We start from the raw sequence: 18,608 nt of genomic DNA, 5'->3' as shown, positions 1-18,608 counted from the left end.
GGGGAAGCAACATATGAAAATTACAGAATTATTAAAAAGGGATACAGTCATTATGGATTTGACAGCTTCAAATAAAGAAGCTGTCATAGATGAACTAGTTGAGAAATTAAACGGGGCAAATCGTTTAAATAGTAAAACGGAATTTAAAGAAGCTATTTTAAAGCGGGAGTCCCAAAGTACGACTGGAATAGGGGAAGGTATTGCAATACCTCATGCGAAGACAAAGGCTGTTAAACAACCATCGATTTGTTTTGGTAGAAGTGTAAGCGGTATCAATTATGAGTCGCTTGATGGACAGCCAGCACACTTATTCTTTATGATTGCTGCAAGTGAAGGAGCGAATAATACTCATTTAGAAACGTTGTCTCGTTTATCGACATTATTAATGGATGAAGGGTTTCGCAAGCAACTATTAGAAGCGAAGGATGAAAGTGAGCTTCTTCAACTATTTGATGAAAAAGAGAATGAAAAAGAAGAAGAGATTGAAGTTGCACAACCAGAAGGAAATGAACCGTACGTACTTGCTGTTACAGCTTGCCCAACTGGAATCGCTCACACATATATGGCGGCGGATAGCTTAAAAGCAAAAGCGGCAGAGTTAGGAGTAGCGATTAAAGTTGAAACAAACGGATCAACAGGTATTAAAAACGGTTTAACGAAAGAGGATATTGAACGTGCAACAGCTATTATTGTTGCGGCAGATAAACAAGTAGAAATGAATCGTTTTGCTGGTAAACATGTCATTCAAGTGCCAGTTGCTGATGGGATTAGAAAAACGGAAAATCTGCTTAAACGAGCTGTCAAACAAGATGCACCAATCTTTAAAGGTGTAAAAGAGGATGGGAAATCAGAAAGTATTGAGAGAGAAAAAGGATTAGGAATTTATAAGCATTTAATGAGCGGTGTAAGTAATATGCTTCCATTCGTTGTTGGTGGCGGGATTTTAATAGCGCTAGCATTTTCGTTTGGTGGTATAAAGGCGGAAGGTCCTTTAGCTGAATTGTTCATGTCAATTGGTGGAGGAAAAACAGGTGCGTTTTTATTCCTTGTACCAATTTTAGCTGGATTTATTGCAAGCTCTATTGCTGATCGTCCTGGTTTTATGCCTGGTGTTGTAGGTGGATTTTTAGCGGCGAATGCGAATGCTGGATTTTTAGGTGGATTAATTGCTGGTTTCTTAGCTGGATATGTTGTTTTAGGGTTAAAAAGATTATTTTCAGGACTACCAGTACAATTAGAAGGAATTAAACCTGTTTTGTTATATCCAGTCTTTGGATTATTGATTACAGGAGTTGTAATGCAAAAAGTAGTAATTCCGCCTGTAGTAGCATTAAATGAAATGTTGACAGGGTGGTTAAATGGTTTAAATGGTACGAATGCTATATTACTAGGTCTTATTTTAGGTGGTATGATGGCAATTGATATGGGTGGTCCAATTAATAAAGCAGCATTTACGTTTGGTATTGCTGCAATAGAAGCACAGAATTTTGGAGTACACTCAGCAGTTATGGCTGGTGGTATGGTACCGCCACTTGCGATTGCATTCGCAACTACATTCTTTAAATCAAAGTTTACAGAAGCGGAACGTAAATCAGGTTTAACAAATTATATTATGGGAGCATCGTTCATTACAGAAGGTGCGATTCCGTTTGCAGCTGCAGATCCGGTTCGAGTAATCGTAAGTTGTGTTGTTGGTTCAAGTATTGCAGGTGCGTTATCTATGTTATTCCAAGTTACATTACCGGCACCGCATGGTGGATTATTTGTAATAGCGTTAGTAAATAAACCGTTACTATATATTTTGTCTATATTAATTGGAACGATTGTCTCGGCTATTATGCTAGGTGTTTGGAAAAAGAAAGTTCAATAACAAATGAAAAGAGAGCAGCTTTTAGTAGCTGCTCTCTTTTCATTACAAAAAAATAGGTTAACAATGGAATATTGATGCTTTTTGGTAAAAGATGTAATGAATTGTGAATTTTTTGTAACAAAAAAGTAACACTGTAATTTTTTCTGGAAAAAAGTTCTTGTGCTCGTATATGGAAAATGTATGAAAACCATTGGAGATTGTATTAGAAATACATTTTATTAATATGGAAATTTATGTTACAACTCATTAATCGTATATTACGAATGCTTTGTAATTGTGTGATTTCTAAAAATTCTAAAAATCTGTTGCTATAATGAAAATACGAAAACAAAGCAAATGGAGGCTATTCATGAAAAAATTATTAAGTATAGCAACAGCAGCAGTTTTTGGTCTTGGGATTTTTGCAGGTTCTGCTAAAGCGGAAACAATTGTAACAACAGACGTATTAAATGTTAGAGAAAACCCAAATGTAGAGTCAAAGCTTGTAGGTAAAGTGTTAAGTGGGAATACACTAGATGTTATAAATACAGAAAATGGATGGACAAAAATTAAGTTAAACGGTAAGGAAGCGTTTGTAAGTGCTGAGTTTACAAGGAGCACATATTATGTAACGGCGGGCGTATTAAATGTTCGTGCTGGAGCGAATACTGATTCTGAAATTTTAGGTAAACTTAATAAAGATGATGTGATTGAAACGACGAATCAAGTTCAAAATGAATGGTTACAATTCGACTACAATGGAAAAGTCGGATATGTTCACGTGCCATTTTTAACAGGAACGGCACCTGTAATTGAAAAGAAAGAAGTTGTAGCTCAAGAAGAAGCGCCGGCTAGAACAAATACGCCTGTTAAAAATAATACAGCAGTTAAGAATAAAGAGTCTGTTAAGAGTAACGATTCTATTAAGAAGGTAGAATCAAGTAAACCTGTGGTAAAAGAAAAGCCGGCTGCCAAACCAGTTGCGAAATCTACTGAAACAAGTGCGCCTACTGGTGGTCGTGAAATTACAGTAGAAGCGACGGCATATACAGCAGATCCGAGTGAGAATGGTTCGTATGGTGGTCGTGTATTAACTGCAATGGGGCATGATTTAACAGCAAATCCAAATATGAAAGTAATTGCTGTTGATCCGAAAGTAATTCCGCTTGGATCAAAAGTATGGGTAGAAGGATATGGAGAAGCGATTGCTGGAGACACTGGTGGTGCGATTAAAGGAAATCGTATTGATGTATTAGTCGGTTCAGATGGTAGTGCTAATAGCTGGGGGCGCAAATCTGTAAAAGTGAAAGTTATACAATAGGTTATTGATATTAATATAAAAAGCGGTTGCTTGAAATTATGTAAGCAGCCGCTTTTTATGGATTATTGAAATGGATAAATAGTTTTACCTGTAATAATTTTATATGCACTGCAAAATTGCGTTTGTATATATTCTGTATTTTTATTTTCTGGATGTAATGTTGTTTCATGGAGAGTAGAATGAAAGGCCCGTAGTAAACAATTTAGGGCAAAGTATAATTCCTCTTGTGAACAATTTTGTTCTTTTGTAGAAGTAGCTAAAATGAGGTCTTTTGTCAAAGATGAAAAATTGATGGTGGATTGTTTCATAGTTAACTCATCCTCTCGAAACTATTTTTATCATGTATATGCAGAATTGGACAAACTATGTTCTTTTTTATGTGTAATTTCATGTACCGAAATGAAAGAACTTGCAATCATGCCGTTAAAATTGGTAAGATTGGATATAATCAATAGATGGAGTATATTACATAAAGAGAGTTGAATGATATGGGAGAAGTGCAACGTGAAAAAGTTGCTGTCATCATTGGACCAACTGCTGTTGGAAAGACGAAGTTAAGTATCGATCTTGCCAAAGCGTTGAACGGTGAAATTATTAGTGGTGATTCCATGCAAATCTATCGAACGATGGATATTGGAACTGCAAAGGTAACACAAGCAGAGATGGACGGAATTCCACATTATATGGTCGATATAAAAAATCCGGAAGATTCATTTTCTGTCGCGGAATTTCAAGAACGTGTTCGCAAGCATATTCGAGAAATTACAGAACGTGGTAAATTACCAATTATAGTTGGTGGGACCGGTCTTTATATACAATCTGTTTTATTCGATTATCAGTTTACAGATGATGCTGGTGATGTGATATACCGAGAGCAAATGGAAAAGTTAGCTTTAGAACGCGGTGTGGAATATGTACATAAAAAATTGCAAGAAGTAGATCCGGAAAGTGCGGAGCGTATTCATGCAAATAATGTACGACGTGTCATTCGAGCGTTAGAAATTTTCCACACGACGGGTGAAAAAATGAGTGACCAAATTGAGAAACAAGAAAAAGAGTTACTCTATGATGTTTCATTAATTGGCTTGACAATGGATCGAGAAATGCTATACGATCGCATTAACTTACGAGTGGATTTGATGATGGAACAAGGCCTATTAGAGGAAGTAGAAGGTCTGTATAATAGAGGGATACGAGATTGTCAATCTATTCAAGCGATTGGGTATAAAGAAATCTATGATTATTTTGAGAATCGAGCCCCTTTAGAAGATGCGGTATCACAATTAAAGACGAATTCGCGTCGCTATGCAAAGCGTCAATTAACGTGGTTCCGTAATAAAATGGATGTCACGTGGTTTGATGTTACAGACGGTGAAAAAACGTCAGAAATTTTACGATACATAGAAGGAAAGTTACAAGTAAAGTCGAATAATAGTAAGTAGAGAAAAAGAGGAGGATTCGACATGAAGCAATCAATCAATATTCAAGATCAGTTTTTAAATCAACTCCGTAAAGAAAATACGTTTGTTACGCTGTACTTATTAAATGGTTTCCAGCTTCGTGGGCTAATTAAAGGATTTGATAATTTTACAGTCCTGCTGGAAACAGAAGGTAAGCAACAGCTTATTTATAAACATGCAATTTCTACATTTGTACCACAAAAAAATGTTTCAATTGAATTAGAATAGTAATGAATTATTGTACATAACAAAAAAGAGCGAGTTTCCTCGCTCTTTTTTTATTTGTCATAAACAATATATAGTGAAATTTAAGCGATTCTAAATACAGTAAGGCGGATGTTAGTATTTCCTGTCGCAGGGATTGTAATCTCATTAAGAGTAGATTGGACAGAAATTCTTGCACCAGCTGCTAATGTTTCAATTGTAGTAAATGAAAGTGAGTCGCCTATTAAATTTGAAGAGAAGTTATCAGTTGCGACAGCTCCATTAATTGAAATTCCTACTCCAAGTGGAGCGCATCCTGGCGCAGTTGTAGAAATGGATACGCTAATTACATAAATGCCACCGTTGATAACAGTAACTGTATCTGTGCCGTTGAAGATAATATTGTTTACGTTAATTGCAGTACTAAAAATAAAGTTATTAAATTGCAGTACTGTTTGCTGAATATTGTTTGTTACAACAATTGTTGCTACAGGGAAGCTAGGTCCAGTAGGCCCAGTAGGTCCGGTAGGCCCACCAGAAGGTCCAGTAGGTCCAGTAACTCCTATACCAGTAGCGCCGGTAGCACCCGTTGGTCCTTGAATGCCTTGAGATCCAGTGGCACCGGTAGCGCCCGTGTTACCTTGAACGCCCTGAGGTCCGGTAGCGCCCGTGTTACCCTGAGCACCTTGAGGTCCAGTGGCACCAGTAGCACCTGTGTTACCTTGAGGTCCCTGAGGTCCAGTAGGTCCAGGAGGCCCGCCAGAAGGTCCAGTAGGTCCGGTAACTCCTATACCAGTAGCACCGGTAGCACCTGTGTTGCCTTGAGGTCCAGTGGCACCTGTGTTACCTTGAACGCCTTGAGGTCCAGTAGCACCAGTAGCACCTGTGTTACCTTGAACACCCTGAGGTCCAGTGGCACCAGTAGCACCAGTAGCACCTGTGTTACCTTGAGCACCTTGAGGTCCAGTGGCACCAGTAGCACCTGTGTTACCTTGAACGCCTTGAGGTCCAGTAGCACCGGTAGCACCTGTGTGTTACCTTGAACGTCCAGTAGCACCGGTAGCACCTGTGTTACCTTGAACACCTTGAGGTCCAGTGGCACCAGTAGCACCTTGAACACCTTGTGTTGTGTTACCTTGAACGCCTTGAGGTCCAGTGGCACCAGTAGCACCCTTGAGGTCCAGTAGCACCTGTGTTACCTTGAACACCTTGAGGTCCAGTGGCACCAGTGGCACCTGTGTTACCTTGAACACCCTGAGGTCCAGTAGCACCTGTGTTAGCAGGTCCTAGTGTGTTACCTTGAACGCCCTGAGGTCCAGTGCACCCGTGTTACCTTGAACACCCTGAGGTCCAGTGGCACCAGTAGCACCTGTGTTACCTTGAGCACCTTGAGGTCCAGTGGCACCAGTAGCACCTGTGTTACCTTGAGGTCCCTGAGGTCCAGTGGCACCAGTAGCACCCGTGTTACCTTGAACGCCTTGAGGTCCAGTAGCACCGGTAGCACCTGTGTTACCTTGAACACCCTGAGGTCCAGTAGCACCTGTGTTACCTTGAACGCCTTGAGGTCCAGTAGCACCGGTAGCACCTGTGTTGAACCTTGAGGTCCAGTGGCACCAGTAGCACCTGTGTTGCCTTGAGGTCCAGTGGCACCAGTAGCACCTGTGTTGCCTTGAGGTCCAGTGGCACCAGTAGTGTTGCCTTGAGGTCCAGTGGCACCAGTAGCACCTGTGTTGCCTTGAGGTCCAGTGGCACCAGTAGCACCTGTGTTGCCTTGAGGTCCAGTGGCACCAGTAGCACCTGTGTTGCCTTGAGGTCCAGTGGCACCAGTAGCACCTGTGTTGCCTTGAGGTCCAGTGGCACCAGTAGCACCTGTGTTGCCTTGAGGTCCAGTGGCACCAGTAGCACCTGTGTTGCCTTGAGGTCCAGTGGCACCAGTAGCACCTGTGTTGCCTTGAGGTCCAGTGGCACCAGTAGCACCTGTGTTGCCTTGAGGTCCAGTGGCACCAGTAGCACCTGTGTTGCCTTGAGGTCCAGTGGCACCAGTAGCACCTGTGTTGCCTTGAGGTCCAGTGGCACCAGTAGCACCTGTGTTGCCTTGAGGTCCAGTGGCACCAGTAGCACCTGTGTTGCCTTGAGGTCCAGTGGCACCAGTAGCACCTGTGTTGCCTTGAGGTCCAGTGGCACCAGTAGCACCTGTGTTGCCTTGAGGTCCAGTGGCACCAGTAGCACCTGTGTTGCCTTGAGGTCCAGTGGCACCAGTAGCACCTGTGTTGCCTTGAGGTCCAGTGGCACCAGTAGCACCTGTGTTGCCCAGTGGCACCAGTAGCACCTGTGTTGCCTTGAGGTCCAGTGGCACCAGTAGCACCTGTGTTGCCTTGAGGTCCAGTGGCACCAGTAGCACCTGTGTTGCCTTGAGGTCCAGTGGCACCAGTAGCACCTGTGTTGCCTTGAGGTCCAGTGGCACCAGTAGCACCTGTGTTGCCTTGAGGTCCAGTGGCACCAGTAGCACCTGTGTTGCCTTGAGGTCCAGTGGCACCAGTAGCACCTGTGTTGCCTTGAGGTCCAGTGGCACCAGTAGCACCTGTGTTGCCTTGAGGTCCAGTGGCACCAGTAGCACCTGTGTTGCCTTGAGGTCCAGTGGCACCAGTAGCACCTGTGTTGCCTTGAGGTCCAGTGGCACCAGTAGCACCTGTGTTGCCTTGAGGTCCAGTGGCACCAGTAGCACCTGTGTTGCCTTGAGGTCCAGTGGCACCAGTAGCACCTGTGTTGCCTTGAGGTCCAGTGGCACCAGTAGCACCTGTGTTGCCTTGAGGTCCAGTGGCACCAGTAGCACCTGTGTTGCCTTGAGGTCCAGTGGCACCAGTAGCACCTGTGTTGCCTTGAGGTCCAGTGGCACCAGTAGCACCTGTGTTGCCTTGAGGTCCAGTGGCACCAGTAGCACCTGTGTTGCCTTGAGGTCCAGTGGCACCAGTAGCACCTGTGTTGCCTTGAGGTCCACCAGTGTTGTGTTGCCTTGAGGTCCAGTGGCACCAGTAGCACCTGTGTTGCCTTGAGGTCCAGTGGCACCAGTAGCACCTGTGTTGCCTTGAGGGTCCAGTGGCACCAGTAGCACCTGTGTTGCCTTGAGGTCCAGTGGCACCAGTAGCACCTGTGTTGCCTTGAGGTCCAGTGGCACCAGTAGCACCTGTGTTGCCTTGAGGTCCAGTGGCACCAGTAGCACCTGTGTTGCCTTGAGGTCCAGTGGCACCAGTAGCACCTGTGTTGCCTTGAGGTCCAGTGGCACCAGTAGCACCTGTGTTGCCTTGAGGTCCAGTGGCACCAGTAGCACCTGTGTTGCCTTGAGGTCCAGTGGCACCAGTAGCACCTGTGTTGCCTTGAGGTCCAGTGGCACCAGTAGCACCTGTGTTGCCTTGAGGTCCAGTGGCACCAGTAGCACCTGTGTTGCCTTGAGGTCCAGTGGCACCAGTAGCGCCCGTGTTACCTTGAACACCTTGAGGTCCAGTAGCGCCTGTGTTACCTCGAGGTCCAGTGGCACCGGTAGCGCCAGTAGCGCCCGTGTTACCTCGAGGCCCAGTAGCGCCGGTAACACCCGTGTTACCTTGAGGCCCAGTAGCGCCGGTAGCGCCTGTGTTACCTTGAACACCTTGAGGTCCAGTGGCACCGGTAGCGCCAGTAGCGCCAGTAGCGCCCGTGTTACCTTGAGGCCCGGTAGCGCCGGTAACACCAGTGTTACCTTGAGCACCTTGAGGTCCAGTGGCACCGGTAGCGCCAGTAGCGCCCGTGTTACCTTGAGGTCCAGTGGCACCAGTAGCGCCCGTGTTACCTCGAGGTCCAGTGGCACCGGTAGCGCCAGTAGCGCCAGTGTTACCTCGAGGCCCAGTAGCGCCGGTAACACCCGTGTTACCTTGAGGCCCGGTAGCGCCAGTAGCGCCCGTATTACCTCGAGGCCCAGTGGCACCGGTAGCGCCAGTAGCGCCAGTGTTACCTCGAGGCCCAGTGGCACCGGTAGCGCCAGTGGCACCGGTAGCGCCAGTAGCGCCAGTGTTACCTCGAGGCCCAGTGGCACCAGTAGCGCCTGCTGGTCCAGTAGGTCCGGTAGGTCCTTGAATGAACGAAGCAGAATTAACTAGAGCAGTTTGTAATGCTGCTATTAATTTAAGGAGCTCTTGAAGTGTGCAAGGGTCAATTCGGAATAATTTTGTAATGTATAGTAAATAGTTAATGAGATTTTGAAGCTCAATAAATACAGCGCTTGCTACAAAGGTTGGATTTCTTAATATAGTTATTAAGTTTTTAATAATAGCTAACCCTTGTGCTTTCAGGGAGGAAGTAGCGTCTAGTGAACAAATGAATTTACTTAGTAGGTTCAATGTATCGATTAGATCTTCAATATTTTGGGGAGATGGATTTGCGAAAAGTTTTGGGATTATTTTTGTTAAATCAATAATAATCGCACGAAATGTTCTAAGTTGAGCTTTAGTAATTGGGATTGATGGAGTATTTGGAATTCGTCCGGCGCTACTTGGAAAGCATGGTTTGGAGAATTTGTTTTGATTGTCGTTATAACGAGACATTAAATCTCTCCTTTCTCATGAAAATGTGAACGAAACTCATCATAGTAGATGCAGAAATTAGTTAAATGGTCATAATAAAATCGTTTGTTTAAAGAAAAAATAGAAAAAACGCCTTACAATAAGGCGTTTTTTCTATTTTCTGCGTATTGATAATATCGCTTTAATGAAATTTTTGATTTGAATCCAGCGAGTTTTATAATTTCTGATTCAGGAGTTTCTTTTTTTATTAAGTTTAAAATATAGGTGTTACGAAAATGTTGTCCTGAAATTCCTTTACGTAAATTGGCTCTAGCCACTTCGAGGCGAATCATTTTTTGTATAGCAATTTCCGTTAATGCCTTTGGTGCATCATTTTCATATACCCACCTGTATGTTCCACGGTTAAAATCGAATGCGACAAACAATGGGTCATCACTATGGTATTTAGGGCGAACTGGTTCTGGGATGCTTTTGTAATAATTATATAGTTGTTTTTTGTCTTCTTTTGCTAATGTAATTGTTCTTTCTACACCTGCGGTTGCTGGGATTGACAATGTGTTAGTTTCAAAGTGAACGTGATGCATTGTTAATGCTGTAAGTTCCTGTAAGGATAAACCGTAGTCAATCAATAGATTTAAAATAGCAATATTGCGATCCATTAATAAGGGGCGCACGGGAAGTTGTTTTTCTGAAAGTCCTTCTAATGAAGTGACTATATACTTTAACCTTTTTTCTTCATCAGGTGAAATGAAATCTTCGTTACGAAGTGTACGGTCTGGTTGGATAGATATTTCCATATTCTTCAATGGATTAGGAATGTTTAGAAAATGATGCATTCTATTTAGTACAATAAATACACGATGCATCGTTTTTTCTGAGTAATGTCGATTCGTTTTTAAATCGGAAAAGTAATCTTCGTAGTCTTTTGTACAAAGTGTAGCCCATATATTACTGGAAGGAAGCTTTTTGTTTTTTTCTAACCAATGTCCGAAGTCTTCAACGTCATAAACATAACGTTTAATAGTTGAGGGTTTTCGGCCTTTATTCAATAAAAAAATAGAAAAGGCTTGTATTGTATCATGGAATTCCGTTGTCTCCATAGTCCCACCACCTTAATTATTTCTTATATTATAGCAAACTTTTCTGAAAATAGGCATTTACAAGGGGGACAGGAATAATAATATTTGGTGAGTGGATAAAATGAGGTGATTGTATGGAACAATCGATGCGAAAGAAAAACAACAATCAAATTAATATTGTGTTAAACCATCGAAAGAAAATTTCTTTGCCAGCCACAGAAAATAAAACGGTAATTTCAAATGAAACTGCAATTAAACATGAAATGCTGCAGAGAATTGAAGAAGAGATGGGGAAGCTTGTTGGGATGGATGATATAAAAAAGATAATAAAAGAAATATATGCTTGGATTTATGTGAATAAAAAAAGACAAGAGAAGGGATTGAAGTCAGAGAAGCAAGTACTTCATATGCTGTTTAAAGGGAATCCAGGTACAGGGAAGACAACTGTTGCTAGAATGATAGGGAAATTGCTGTTTGAGATGAATATTCTATCGAAAGGCCACTTGGTTGAAGCTGAACGTGCTGATCTTGTAGGAGAGTACATCGGTCATACAGCTCAAAAAACAAGAGACTTAATAAAAAAAGCAATGGGAGGTATTTTGTTTATTGATGAGGCGTATTCTTTAGCTCGAGGAGGAGAGAAGGACTTTGGAAAAGAAGCAATTGATACGCTTGTAAAACATATGGAAGATAAACAACATGGTTTTGTATTGATTTTAGCTGGATATTCAAGAGAGATGAATCACTTTCTTTCATTAAATCCAGGGCTGCAATCTCGTTTTCCATTTATTATTGAATTTGCGGATTACTCGGTAAATCAGCTATTGGAAATTGGGAAGAGAATGTATGAAGATCGTGAATATCAGTTATCAAAAGAAGCTGAATGGAAATTTAGGGATCATTTACATGCGGTGAAGTATTCGTCGCAAATTACATCGTTTAGTAATGGACGGTATGTACGGAATATTGTTGAAAAATCAATTCGTACACAGGCGATGCGGTTGTTGCAAGAAGATGCGTATGATAAAAATGATTTAATTGGAATATCGAGTATGGATTTGATGCTCGAAGAGGAGACGCACAGTACATAAACTGTGCGTCGATTTTTGTGTATAAGTTCGTTTACTCTTTTTTTGCTTTTTCTTTGTGTGCTTTATGGAAGCGTTCCATTTTAGCGCTCTTTTCGTGTGCTGAATTAGGATCGTGTCCAAATTGATTTACTGAGCTTTTTTGAGCTCCTTTATTAACGTGGTTTGTCATTTGTATTCACCTCACTTTAAAAATTAGTATAAACATTATATAAAGAAAAAATCGTTAGAAAAGAAAAACCTCTTTACGATAAGTAAAGAGGTTAGATTGCTATTTATGCATTGAACGTTCTTTCGTTTCGATACGTCTGTGCGGTAAATGCCATTTGTAATGAATAGAAACCATGCGGAAGCAAACAATTAAAATGAATAAAATGTAAAGAGCCCAATCGCTAACAATAATTTGAGCGCCAATTAAGAAACCTGCTAAAATTGTCCAAAAGGCATATACTTCAGCACGAAGAACGAGAGGTTTTCTGCGGGCTAAAAGATCGCGAATGATACCGCCGCCGATACCAGTTAAAACAGCTGCTACAATTGTGGCGCTAATTGGTAAATTTAATTTTTGGGCATATAATGCTCCTTGTACAGCAAATGCTGATAAGCCGATAGCGTCAGTGATATTTTCCCACTTTTTCCAATGTCTAATTAACTTATTTGGAAAAAGAAAAATAATAGTCATTGATAAAAGTGCGATTTGGAATAACATGTCTTGTTGCCAAAACGCGACAATCGGATAACCGATTAATAGATTACGAAGGGCACCTCCCCCAAATGCGGTTGCCATTCCTAAAATATACACCCCGAAAATATCATAATCCTCTTCCATTGCAACAATGGCTCCGCTTAGTGCGAAAGCAATTGTGCCTATGATGCTAAAAATCTCCCATGCCATGAATTTTCTCCCCCGCTAACTAGATGAAATGTGCTTCCTCTGCTATTATATTAGAAGGTTTAAATTTCGAAAAGGATGAGTGAACATATTTGATGGAAGAAAAAGAAAAAGTCATATTAGTAGGCTGTCAATTGCCACAAGATGATGATGAAAAATTTATGCATTCCATGAAAGAGCTTGCATCACTAGCGAAGACTGCACGAGCAAAATTGTTAGTGTCAACAACGCAAAAACGACCAAAGTTTCATCCGGCAACTTACATAGGTAAAGGGAAATTAGAAGAGCTTACAATGTTAACTGAAGAATTAGAGCCGGATGTTATTGTATTTAATAATGAATTAACGCCGAGTCAAATTCGGAATTTATCCTTAGTATTAGATGCGAGAGTAATTGATCGAACGCAACTAATACTGGATATTTTTGCGCAACGTGCGAAGTCGAGGGAAGGTAAGCTTCAGGTAGAATTAGCTCAGTTGCAATATACAATGCCGCGTCTTATGGGGCAAGGATTGTCCTTATCGCGTCTTGGTGGTGGTATTGGAACAAGAGGACCGGGTGAGACGAAATTAGAGACGGATCGTCGTCATATTCGATCGCGTATTGATGAAATAAAGAAACAACTTGCAGTTGTTGTAGAACATCGAAAAAGATATCGTGAGAGAAGAAAAGATAATAAAGTATTTCAAGTTTCATTAATAGGGTATACAAATGCAGGGAAATCGACACTGTTTAATAGATTAACGGAAGCTGATACATTTGAAGAAAACCTTCTGTTTGCAACATTAGACCCAACGACGAGGAAGATGCCGTTACCTTCTGGTTATACAGTATTACTAACTGATACTGTTGGTTTTATACAAGATTTACCCACTTCATTAATCGCTGCTTTTCGTTCAACACTGGAAGAGGCGGGGGAAGCAGATGTCATTTTACATGTAGTTGATTCCTCGGATCCTAACTACATAGGGTATGAAAAAACAGTAAAACGATTATTATCAGAACTTGAAATTAACCATATTCCTATTATTACGTTATATAATAAAAAAGATGAATTATATCAAAACTTTATTCCGTTTCCGAAAAGTGATTTCTTAATGACTAGTGCTTTTGAAGAAAGTGATTTATTGCGTATAAAAGAAGCGATAGAAACGCAGATGAAGAAAGAAATGGATCGTTATCGAGTGGAAATCCCTCCGAGTGAAGGTAAGTTGTTAACGCTTTTAAAGACGGAAACGCTATTAGCAAAGATGGAGTTTCTAGAAGATAAATTTGTATATGATTGTGCAGGGTATATTTTTGCTCATTCATCGCTTAATGTGCAATTAAAGAGATTTTTAGTGGAAGAAGGAGAAAATAAAAATGTTTGATCGTTTGAAAAATGGAGAAAAAATTGCTCCAATCGTAAAAGAAGTAGAGAGTCAGATTACAGAAGTACATAAACGTGTGGATGAAGTAATTGAAAGCAATCAGTTTCGTGTATTAGAAAGTTTTCGTAAACATAAAATTAGTGACTCGCATTTTATCCCGACAACAGGTTATGGTTATGATGATATTGGCCGTGATACGTTAGAAAAAGTGTATGCTGATGTATTTGGGGCGGAAGCTGGACTTGTTCGTCCGCAAATTATTTCAGGTACTCACGCTATCTCTACAGCGTTATTTGGTATTTTACGCCCGGGAGATGAGTTATTGTATATCACTGGGAAACCGTATGATACGTTAGAGGAAATTGTTGGTGTACGCGGGAAAGGTGTAGGTTCATTTAAAGAATACAATATCGGTTACAATGCAGTTCCGCTAACTGAAGCTGGGCTTGTTGATTTTGAGTCTGTTGCAGCAGCGATTCATAATAATACGAAAATGATCGGTATTCAGCGCTCGAAAGGTTATGCTACTCGTCCATCGTTTACTATTTCTCAAATTAAAGAGATGATCGCGTTTGTTAAAGAAATTAAACCTGATGTTGTTGTGTTTGTAGATAACTGTTATGGCGAGTTTATTGAAGAGCAAGAGCCATGTCATGTTGGTGCAGATTTAATGGCGGGTTCGCTTATTAAAAACCCGGGGGGCGGAATTGTTAAAACTGGTGGTTATATTGTCGGTAAAGAACAATATGTTGAAGCGTGTGCATATCGTTTAACATCTCCGGGAATTGGTGCGGAAGCTGGAGCGTCTTTATACAGTCTGCAAGAAATGTATCAAGGGTTCTTTTTAGCGCCACATGTTGCGGGACAAGCGCTGAAAGGTGCGATTTTTACAGCTGCGTTTTTAGAAAAGTTAGGAATGAATACGTCACCAGCGTGGAATGTACCGAGAACAGACTTAATTCAATCTGTTCAATTTGATGATAAAGACCGTATGATCGCCTTCTGCCAAGCGATTCAATATGCATCTCCAATTAATTCGCATTTTACTCCGTATGCAAACTATATGCCAGGTTATGAAGATGATGTGATCATGGCGGCGGGAACGTTTATTCAAGGTGCAAGTATTGAATTGTCTGCTGATGGTCCAATTAGACCGCCATATGTTGCGTATGTGCAAGGTGGCTTAACGTATTCGCATGTTAAAATTGCGATTTGTTCTGCGATTGACGAATTAATTGAAAAGAATTTATTAACAATTTCTTAAAGGGAAGCTGTCGATTTCGGCAGCTTTTTTTCGTATGAAAGTAATGATTTGTACGATTTAAAAAAAGAATGAAAAAAATTATAAAAAATCATGTAAGAAAAGCTAACATCTATTGACACTAAACATAACATGGTATAAAATGAGAAGCAGTTAAGGCGAAGGAGGAACTGAAAAATGAAAGAAGATAGACGTTCTGCCCCGCTGTTTCCTATTGGTATTGTTATGGATTTAACACAATTGTCTGCACGTCAAATTCGCTACTATGAAGAGCATAATCTTGTTTCTCCAACCCGTACAAAGGGGAATCGTAGATTATTTTCATTTAACGATGTAGATAAGTTGTTAGAGATTAAAGATTTGTTAGATCAAGGCTTGAATATGGCTGGTATTAAGCAAGTATTACTAATGAAAGAAAATCAAACAGAAGCAGTGAAAGTAAAAGAAGAAACGAAAGAAATTTCAAAAACTGAGCTTCGCAAAATACTTCGAGATGAACTACAGCATACAGGTAGATTCAATCGAACTTCATTGCGACAAGGTGACATTTCAAGATTTTTTCACTAAAGATAACTGATTCTGAAGGCGATTAGAGGGACTAAGGAGGAATTTATAATGTCTAGATACACAAAAGAAGATATTTTCCGTTTGGCGAAAGAAGAGAATGTAAAGTATATCCGTTTACAATTTACGGACCTTTTAGGGGTAATTAAAAACGTAGAGATTCCAGTGAGACAATTAACGAAAGCTCTTGATAACAAAATGATGTTTGATGGATCTTCGATTGAAGGTTTCGTACGTATTGAAGAATCTGATATGTATTTATATCCTGATTTAGACACTTGGGTAATTTTCCCTTGGACAGCTGAAAAAGGTAAAGTAGCTCGACTAATCTGTGATATTTACAATGCAGATGGCACTCCATTTGATGGAGACCCACGTAACAACTTAAAACGTGTGTTAAAAGAAATGGAAGCTTTAGGGTTTTCAGACTTCAATCTTGGACCAGAGCCAGAATTCTTCCTATTTAAGGTTGATGAAAAAGGAAATCCAACATTAGAACTAAACGATAACGGTGGATACTTCGACCTTGCGCCGATGGATCTAGGGGAAAACTGTCGTCGTGATATCGTTCTTGAACTTGAAGAAATGGGATTTGAAATTGAAGCATCTCACCATGAGGTTGCTCCAGGGCAGCACGAAATTGACTTTAAATATGCAAATGCAATTCGCTCATGTGATGACATTCAAACATTCAAACTTGTTGTAAAAACAATTGCTCGTAAACATGGTTTACACGCAACATTTATGCCAAAACCACTATACGGTGTGAATGGTTCAGGTATGCACTGTAACTTATCATTATTTAAAAATGGTGAGAATGTATTCTTTGATGCAAACGGTGACTTACAATTAAGCGATGATGCTCGTCACTTCATCGCAGGTATTTTGAAACATGCACCAGCATTTACAGCGATAGCAAACCCAACTGTAAACTCATACAAACGTCTAGTACCTGGATATGAAGCGCCTTGTTACGTAGCATGGTCTGCACAAAACCGTAGTCCGTTAGTACGTATCCCTGCATCTCGTGGTATTAGTACACGCGTAGAAGTACGTAGTGTTGACCCAGCTGCAAACCCATATTTAGTAATGGCTACATTATTAGCTGCAGGTCTTGATGGAATTAAAAACAAATTAACTCCACCAGCAGCAGTAGATCGTAACATCTATGTAATGACAAAAGAAGAGCGCGAAGAAGCAGGTATCGTTGACTTACCAGCAACATTAGCGCAAGCATTAGTTACATTACAATCTAATGAAGTAGTATGCGGTGCACTAGGAGAACACTTACTTGAGCACTTCATCGAAGCGAAAGAGATTGAGTGGGATATCTTTAGAACACAAGTTCACCAATGGGAACGCGATCAATATATGTCTCTATACTAAGAGGCTTGAACCCTTGATACAACTCGTATCAAGGGTTTTTTAATTTCTAATTATTACACTTTTATGTGGTTGCAAAATGAAAAAAGCCACATAAAAGCCACGAATTAATAACAAGTAGTGATATCATAGAAAAACATTATCAGATAAACGTAAGTTTTATATAATTTGTGAAATAAAAAAGCCTTGATACTACGGTATCAGGGCTTTTTTAGTGAAGTTATTGGATATATTAACTACTAGATAATGGATTGTTTTTGGTTATTTTGAATCATGTTACTAAGAAAATCTTTTCAAAAGAATTGATTTTATCTTTTTTTTAATCACTTGTGCTATAACTTAATAATTCTTTACTGCCTGTACAACGCGACCAATTATTTTTACATCTTCAGCTGAAAGGTCGTAAGTTTTTGGTTCGTGGATAGGCTCGTTACTCAATGGTATTAAAGTAATGATGCTTCCGGATTTTGAAATCTTTTTCACGGTAGCATCATAACCATTGACTTTTACAACAGCAATTTGTCCGTTTTCAACATAAGGAGTTTCCTCTACTAAAACATAAGAACCATCAGGGAATTCGAGATTCATGCTAGTGCCTTTTACAGTAAGATAAAAATACTTTTTACGCTTGTTTAAAAATGTACTCAGCATGGGTAAATAGCCTTCGATATTTTCTTCAGCGAATATTGGTGTACCAGCTGCTACAGAACCAATGATAGGAATATGAATAATGTTTGATTGATCTTTTTGGATGGTTTCATAAATAGAAACTTCTTCTTTAACAGTATTGTCCTCTTGAGTTGCGAGTCTTTCTAAATCATCAGTAGTGATTCCTAATCCCTTACAAACTTTTATGACATTATCAACAGACGCTTTACCAATCCCTCTTGATAACATGGATTGCAGTGTTGTGGGGGGGAGACCTATTTTTTCGGCGAAGGCTCTTTTGCTATAGCCAGCTTCTTTTATTAAGCGTGTTACAACCTCTGCTTTTTTCATTACTTTCACCATCTTTCTTATTAAAATGTATACGATATTGCGTATTTCTGTATATATCATAACCTAACTAAAATTGTTAGTAAATAGAAAAGTATACGAAAATGAGTATTAAAATGCGTTTTTTGTTGACTAAATACGAAATTGAGTTTATATTTAAATGGAAATGAACGCAATATCGTACAAAAAAACAGGTGGTGAGTCAATGTATCCGAATTTGCGTGCAGAGATGGCGAGAAAAAGAATTATGATTACACAAATTTCTTCGCATCTGAAACTTCGCCACGCAACAGTGAGCGACAAAATAAATGGTAAATTTCGTTTTTATTATGATGAAGCTTTTGAAATTAAGAAAACTTTTTTTCCAGAACATAGTTTGGAATATCTTTTTGAATTTGAAGAAAATGAAGCGAATTGAAATCGGAGGAGATTTACTTAAAATGTAACCCTATAATCGAATTATTGAATGATGATTTAATAAGAGGGTTCATATCAAAGTATTTAATTTAAATTCCGATAACTAGTTAATTTGTAAAAAGAAAGTAACGAATTATGCGTAGTGCGAAATTATCTCAATGCAATAAAGAT

At 40.1% G+C, this 18,608-nt stretch carries 15 protein-coding genes and 1 pseudogene; 10 read left to right on the top strand and 6 right to left on the bottom strand.

Annotated features, from left to right (window positions below; translation table 11 throughout):
- Positions 1-13 precede the first annotated feature (13 nt).
- Both MHI26_RS18930 and entD read left to right on the top strand, forming a co-directional pair.
- Positions 14-1,870, top strand: a complete 1,857-nt coding sequence (locus tag MHI26_RS18930; RefSeq protein ID WP_061666427.1) for a PTS fructose transporter subunit IIABC — start codon at positions 14-16, stop codon at positions 1,868-1,870.
- A 349-nt stretch (positions 1,871-2,219) separates the two neighbouring features.
- Positions 2,220-3,170 carry a cell wall-binding protein EntD gene (gene entD / locus MHI26_RS18925; protein WP_061666428.1) on the top strand — a complete coding sequence of 317 codons (951 nt, stop codon included), beginning with the start codon at positions 2,220-2,222 and terminating at the stop codon, positions 3,168-3,170.
- 62 nt (positions 3,171-3,232) lie between these two features.
- Here entD and MHI26_RS18920 read toward each other — a convergent pair whose 3' ends face one another.
- Positions 3,233-3,478 (bottom strand): hypothetical protein, encoded by a 246-nt coding sequence (locus MHI26_RS18920; RefSeq protein ID WP_000814429.1) that lies wholly within the window; start codon positions 3,476-3,478, stop codon positions 3,233-3,235.
- Positions 3,479-3,658: 180 nt separating this feature from the next.
- On the opposite strand from MHI26_RS18920, the gene miaA reads away from it, so the two are divergent.
- Both miaA and hfq read left to right on the top strand, forming a co-directional pair.
- Positions 3,659-4,612 carry a tRNA (adenosine(37)-N6)-dimethylallyltransferase MiaA gene (miaA, locus tag MHI26_RS18915; RefSeq protein WP_000504953.1) on the top strand — a complete coding sequence of 318 codons (954 nt, stop codon included), beginning with the start codon at positions 3,659-3,661 and terminating at the stop codon, positions 4,610-4,612.
- Between the two features lie 21 nt (positions 4,613-4,633).
- The gene (hfq, locus tag MHI26_RS18910; RefSeq protein WP_000813896.1) at positions 4,634-4,858 is read left to right on the top strand and encodes an RNA chaperone Hfq; all 225 of its coding nucleotides are present in this window, start codon (positions 4,634-4,636) and stop codon (positions 4,856-4,858) included.
- An 80-nt stretch (positions 4,859-4,938) separates the two neighbouring features.
- Here the strand turns inward: hfq and MHI26_RS18905 are convergent.
- Together MHI26_RS18905 and MHI26_RS18900 are read right to left on the bottom strand one after the other, a co-directional pair.
- Positions 4,939-9,408 (bottom strand): annotated as a pseudogene (locus MHI26_RS18905) (Gly-Xaa-Xaa repeat protein).
- A 113-nt stretch (positions 9,409-9,521) separates the two neighbouring features.
- Positions 9,522-10,487: a tyrosine-type recombinase/integrase gene (locus tag MHI26_RS18900; protein WP_000450326.1), complete on the bottom strand. Its 966-nt coding sequence runs from the start codon at positions 10,485-10,487 to the stop codon at positions 9,522-9,524.
- Between the two features lie 113 nt (positions 10,488-10,600).
- Between MHI26_RS18900 and spoVK the strand changes: the two genes are divergently transcribed.
- Entirely contained in the window at positions 10,601-11,557 is a 957-nt protein-coding gene (gene spoVK, locus MHI26_RS18895) for a stage V sporulation protein K (protein ID WP_000438195.1), read from the top strand.
- A 31-nt stretch (positions 11,558-11,588) separates the two neighbouring features.
- Here the strand turns inward: spoVK and MHI26_RS18890 are convergent, their stop codons facing one another.
- Positions 11,589-11,726 (bottom strand): hypothetical protein, encoded by a 138-nt coding sequence (locus tag MHI26_RS18890; protein WP_000181504.1) that lies wholly within the window; start codon positions 11,724-11,726, stop codon positions 11,589-11,591.
- 99 nt (positions 11,727-11,825) lie between these two features.
- Positions 11,826-12,449 (bottom strand): trimeric intracellular cation channel family protein, encoded by a 624-nt coding sequence (locus MHI26_RS18885; RefSeq protein ID WP_000312267.1) that lies wholly within the window; start codon positions 12,447-12,449, stop codon positions 11,826-11,828.
- 92 nt (positions 12,450-12,541) lie between these two features.
- Between MHI26_RS18885 and hflX the strand changes: the two genes are divergently transcribed.
- The 4 genes from hflX to glnA all read left to right on the top strand — a co-directional run bounded on the left by hflX (position 12,542) and on the right by glnA (position 17,027).
- Positions 12,542-13,816: a GTPase HflX gene (hflX, locus tag MHI26_RS18880; protein ID WP_061667950.1), complete on the top strand. Its 1,275-nt coding sequence runs from the start codon at positions 12,542-12,544 to the stop codon at positions 13,814-13,816.
- Complete coding sequence (locus MHI26_RS18875; RefSeq protein WP_000460311.1) at positions 13,809-15,080, top strand: methionine gamma-lyase family protein; 1,272 nt, start codon at positions 13,809-13,811, stop codon at positions 15,078-15,080. Before hflX ends, MHI26_RS18875 begins: the two co-directional genes overlap by 8 nt.
- Before the next feature lie 174 nt (positions 15,081-15,254).
- Entirely contained in the window at positions 15,255-15,644 is a 390-nt protein-coding gene (glnR, locus tag MHI26_RS18870; protein ID WP_000656783.1) for a transcriptional repressor GlnR, read from the top strand.
- Positions 15,645-15,692: 48 nt separating this feature from the next.
- Positions 15,693-17,027, top strand: a complete 1,335-nt coding sequence (glnA, locus tag MHI26_RS18865; protein ID WP_000092763.1) for a type I glutamate--ammonia ligase — start codon at positions 15,693-15,695, stop codon at positions 17,025-17,027.
- Between the two features lie 336 nt (positions 17,028-17,363).
- Here glnA and MHI26_RS18860 read toward each other — a convergent pair whose 3' ends face one another.
- A complete protein-coding gene (locus MHI26_RS18860; protein ID WP_098292108.1) occupies positions 17,364-18,023 on the bottom strand; it encodes a LexA family protein in 660 nt (219 codons plus the stop codon).
- A 202-nt stretch (positions 18,024-18,225) separates the two neighbouring features.
- Between MHI26_RS18860 and MHI26_RS18855 the strand changes: the two genes are divergently transcribed.
- Positions 18,226-18,438, top strand: coding sequence for a hypothetical protein (locus tag MHI26_RS18855; protein ID WP_000283431.1), 213 nt, complete (start codon positions 18,226-18,228; stop codon positions 18,436-18,438).
- Positions 18,439-18,608: the final 170 nt, after the last annotated feature.

It is taken from the genome of Bacillus sp. FSL K6-1218, assembly GCF_038006445.1.
Lineage (GTDB): Bacteria > Bacillota > Bacilli > Bacillales > Bacillaceae_G > Bacillus_A > Bacillus_A thuringiensis_S.
Note: the sequence above shows the minus strand (reverse complement) of the source record. Positions and strands in the feature narration are given on the sequence as shown.

Bases quoted from the DNA above. Each gene is read 5' to 3' on its own strand.
- MHI26_RS18930 (WP_061666427.1), top strand. From the start codon at position 14: ATGAAAATTACAGAATTATTAAAAAGGGATACAGTCATTATGGATTTG.
- entD (WP_061666428.1), top strand. From the start codon at position 2,220: ATGAAAAAATTATTAAGTATAGCAACAGCAGCAGTTTTTGGTCTTGGG.
- MHI26_RS18920 (WP_000814429.1), bottom strand. From the start codon at position 3,478: ATGAAACAATCCACCATCAATTTTTCATCTTTGACAAAAGACCTCATT.
- miaA (WP_000504953.1), top strand. From the start codon at position 3,659: ATGGGAGAAGTGCAACGTGAAAAAGTTGCTGTCATCATTGGACCAACT.
- hfq (WP_000813896.1), top strand. From the start codon at position 4,634: ATGAAGCAATCAATCAATATTCAAGATCAGTTTTTAAATCAACTCCGT.
- MHI26_RS18900 (WP_000450326.1), bottom strand. From the start codon at position 10,487: ATGGAGACAACGGAATTCCATGATACAATACAAGCCTTTTCTATTTTT.
- spoVK (WP_000438195.1), top strand. From the start codon at position 10,601: ATGGAACAATCGATGCGAAAGAAAAACAACAATCAAATTAATATTGTG.
- MHI26_RS18890 (WP_000181504.1), bottom strand. From the start codon at position 11,726: ATGACAAACCACGTTAATAAAGGAGCTCAAAAAAGCTCAGTAAATCAA.
- MHI26_RS18885 (WP_000312267.1), bottom strand. From the start codon at position 12,449: ATGGCATGGGAGATTTTTAGCATCATAGGCACAATTGCTTTCGCACTA.
- hflX (WP_061667950.1), top strand. From the start codon at position 12,542: ATGGAAGAAAAAGAAAAAGTCATATTAGTAGGCTGTCAATTGCCACAA.
- MHI26_RS18875 (WP_000460311.1), top strand. From the start codon at position 13,809: ATGTTTGATCGTTTGAAAAATGGAGAAAAAATTGCTCCAATCGTAAAA.
- glnR (WP_000656783.1), top strand. From the start codon at position 15,255: ATGAAAGAAGATAGACGTTCTGCCCCGCTGTTTCCTATTGGTATTGTT.
- glnA (WP_000092763.1), top strand. From the start codon at position 15,693: ATGTCTAGATACACAAAAGAAGATATTTTCCGTTTGGCGAAAGAAGAG.
- MHI26_RS18860 (WP_098292108.1), bottom strand. From the start codon at position 18,023: ATGAAAAAAGCAGAGGTTGTAACACGCTTAATAAAAGAAGCTGGCTAT.
- MHI26_RS18855 (WP_000283431.1), top strand. From the start codon at position 18,226: ATGTATCCGAATTTGCGTGCAGAGATGGCGAGAAAAAGAATTATGATT.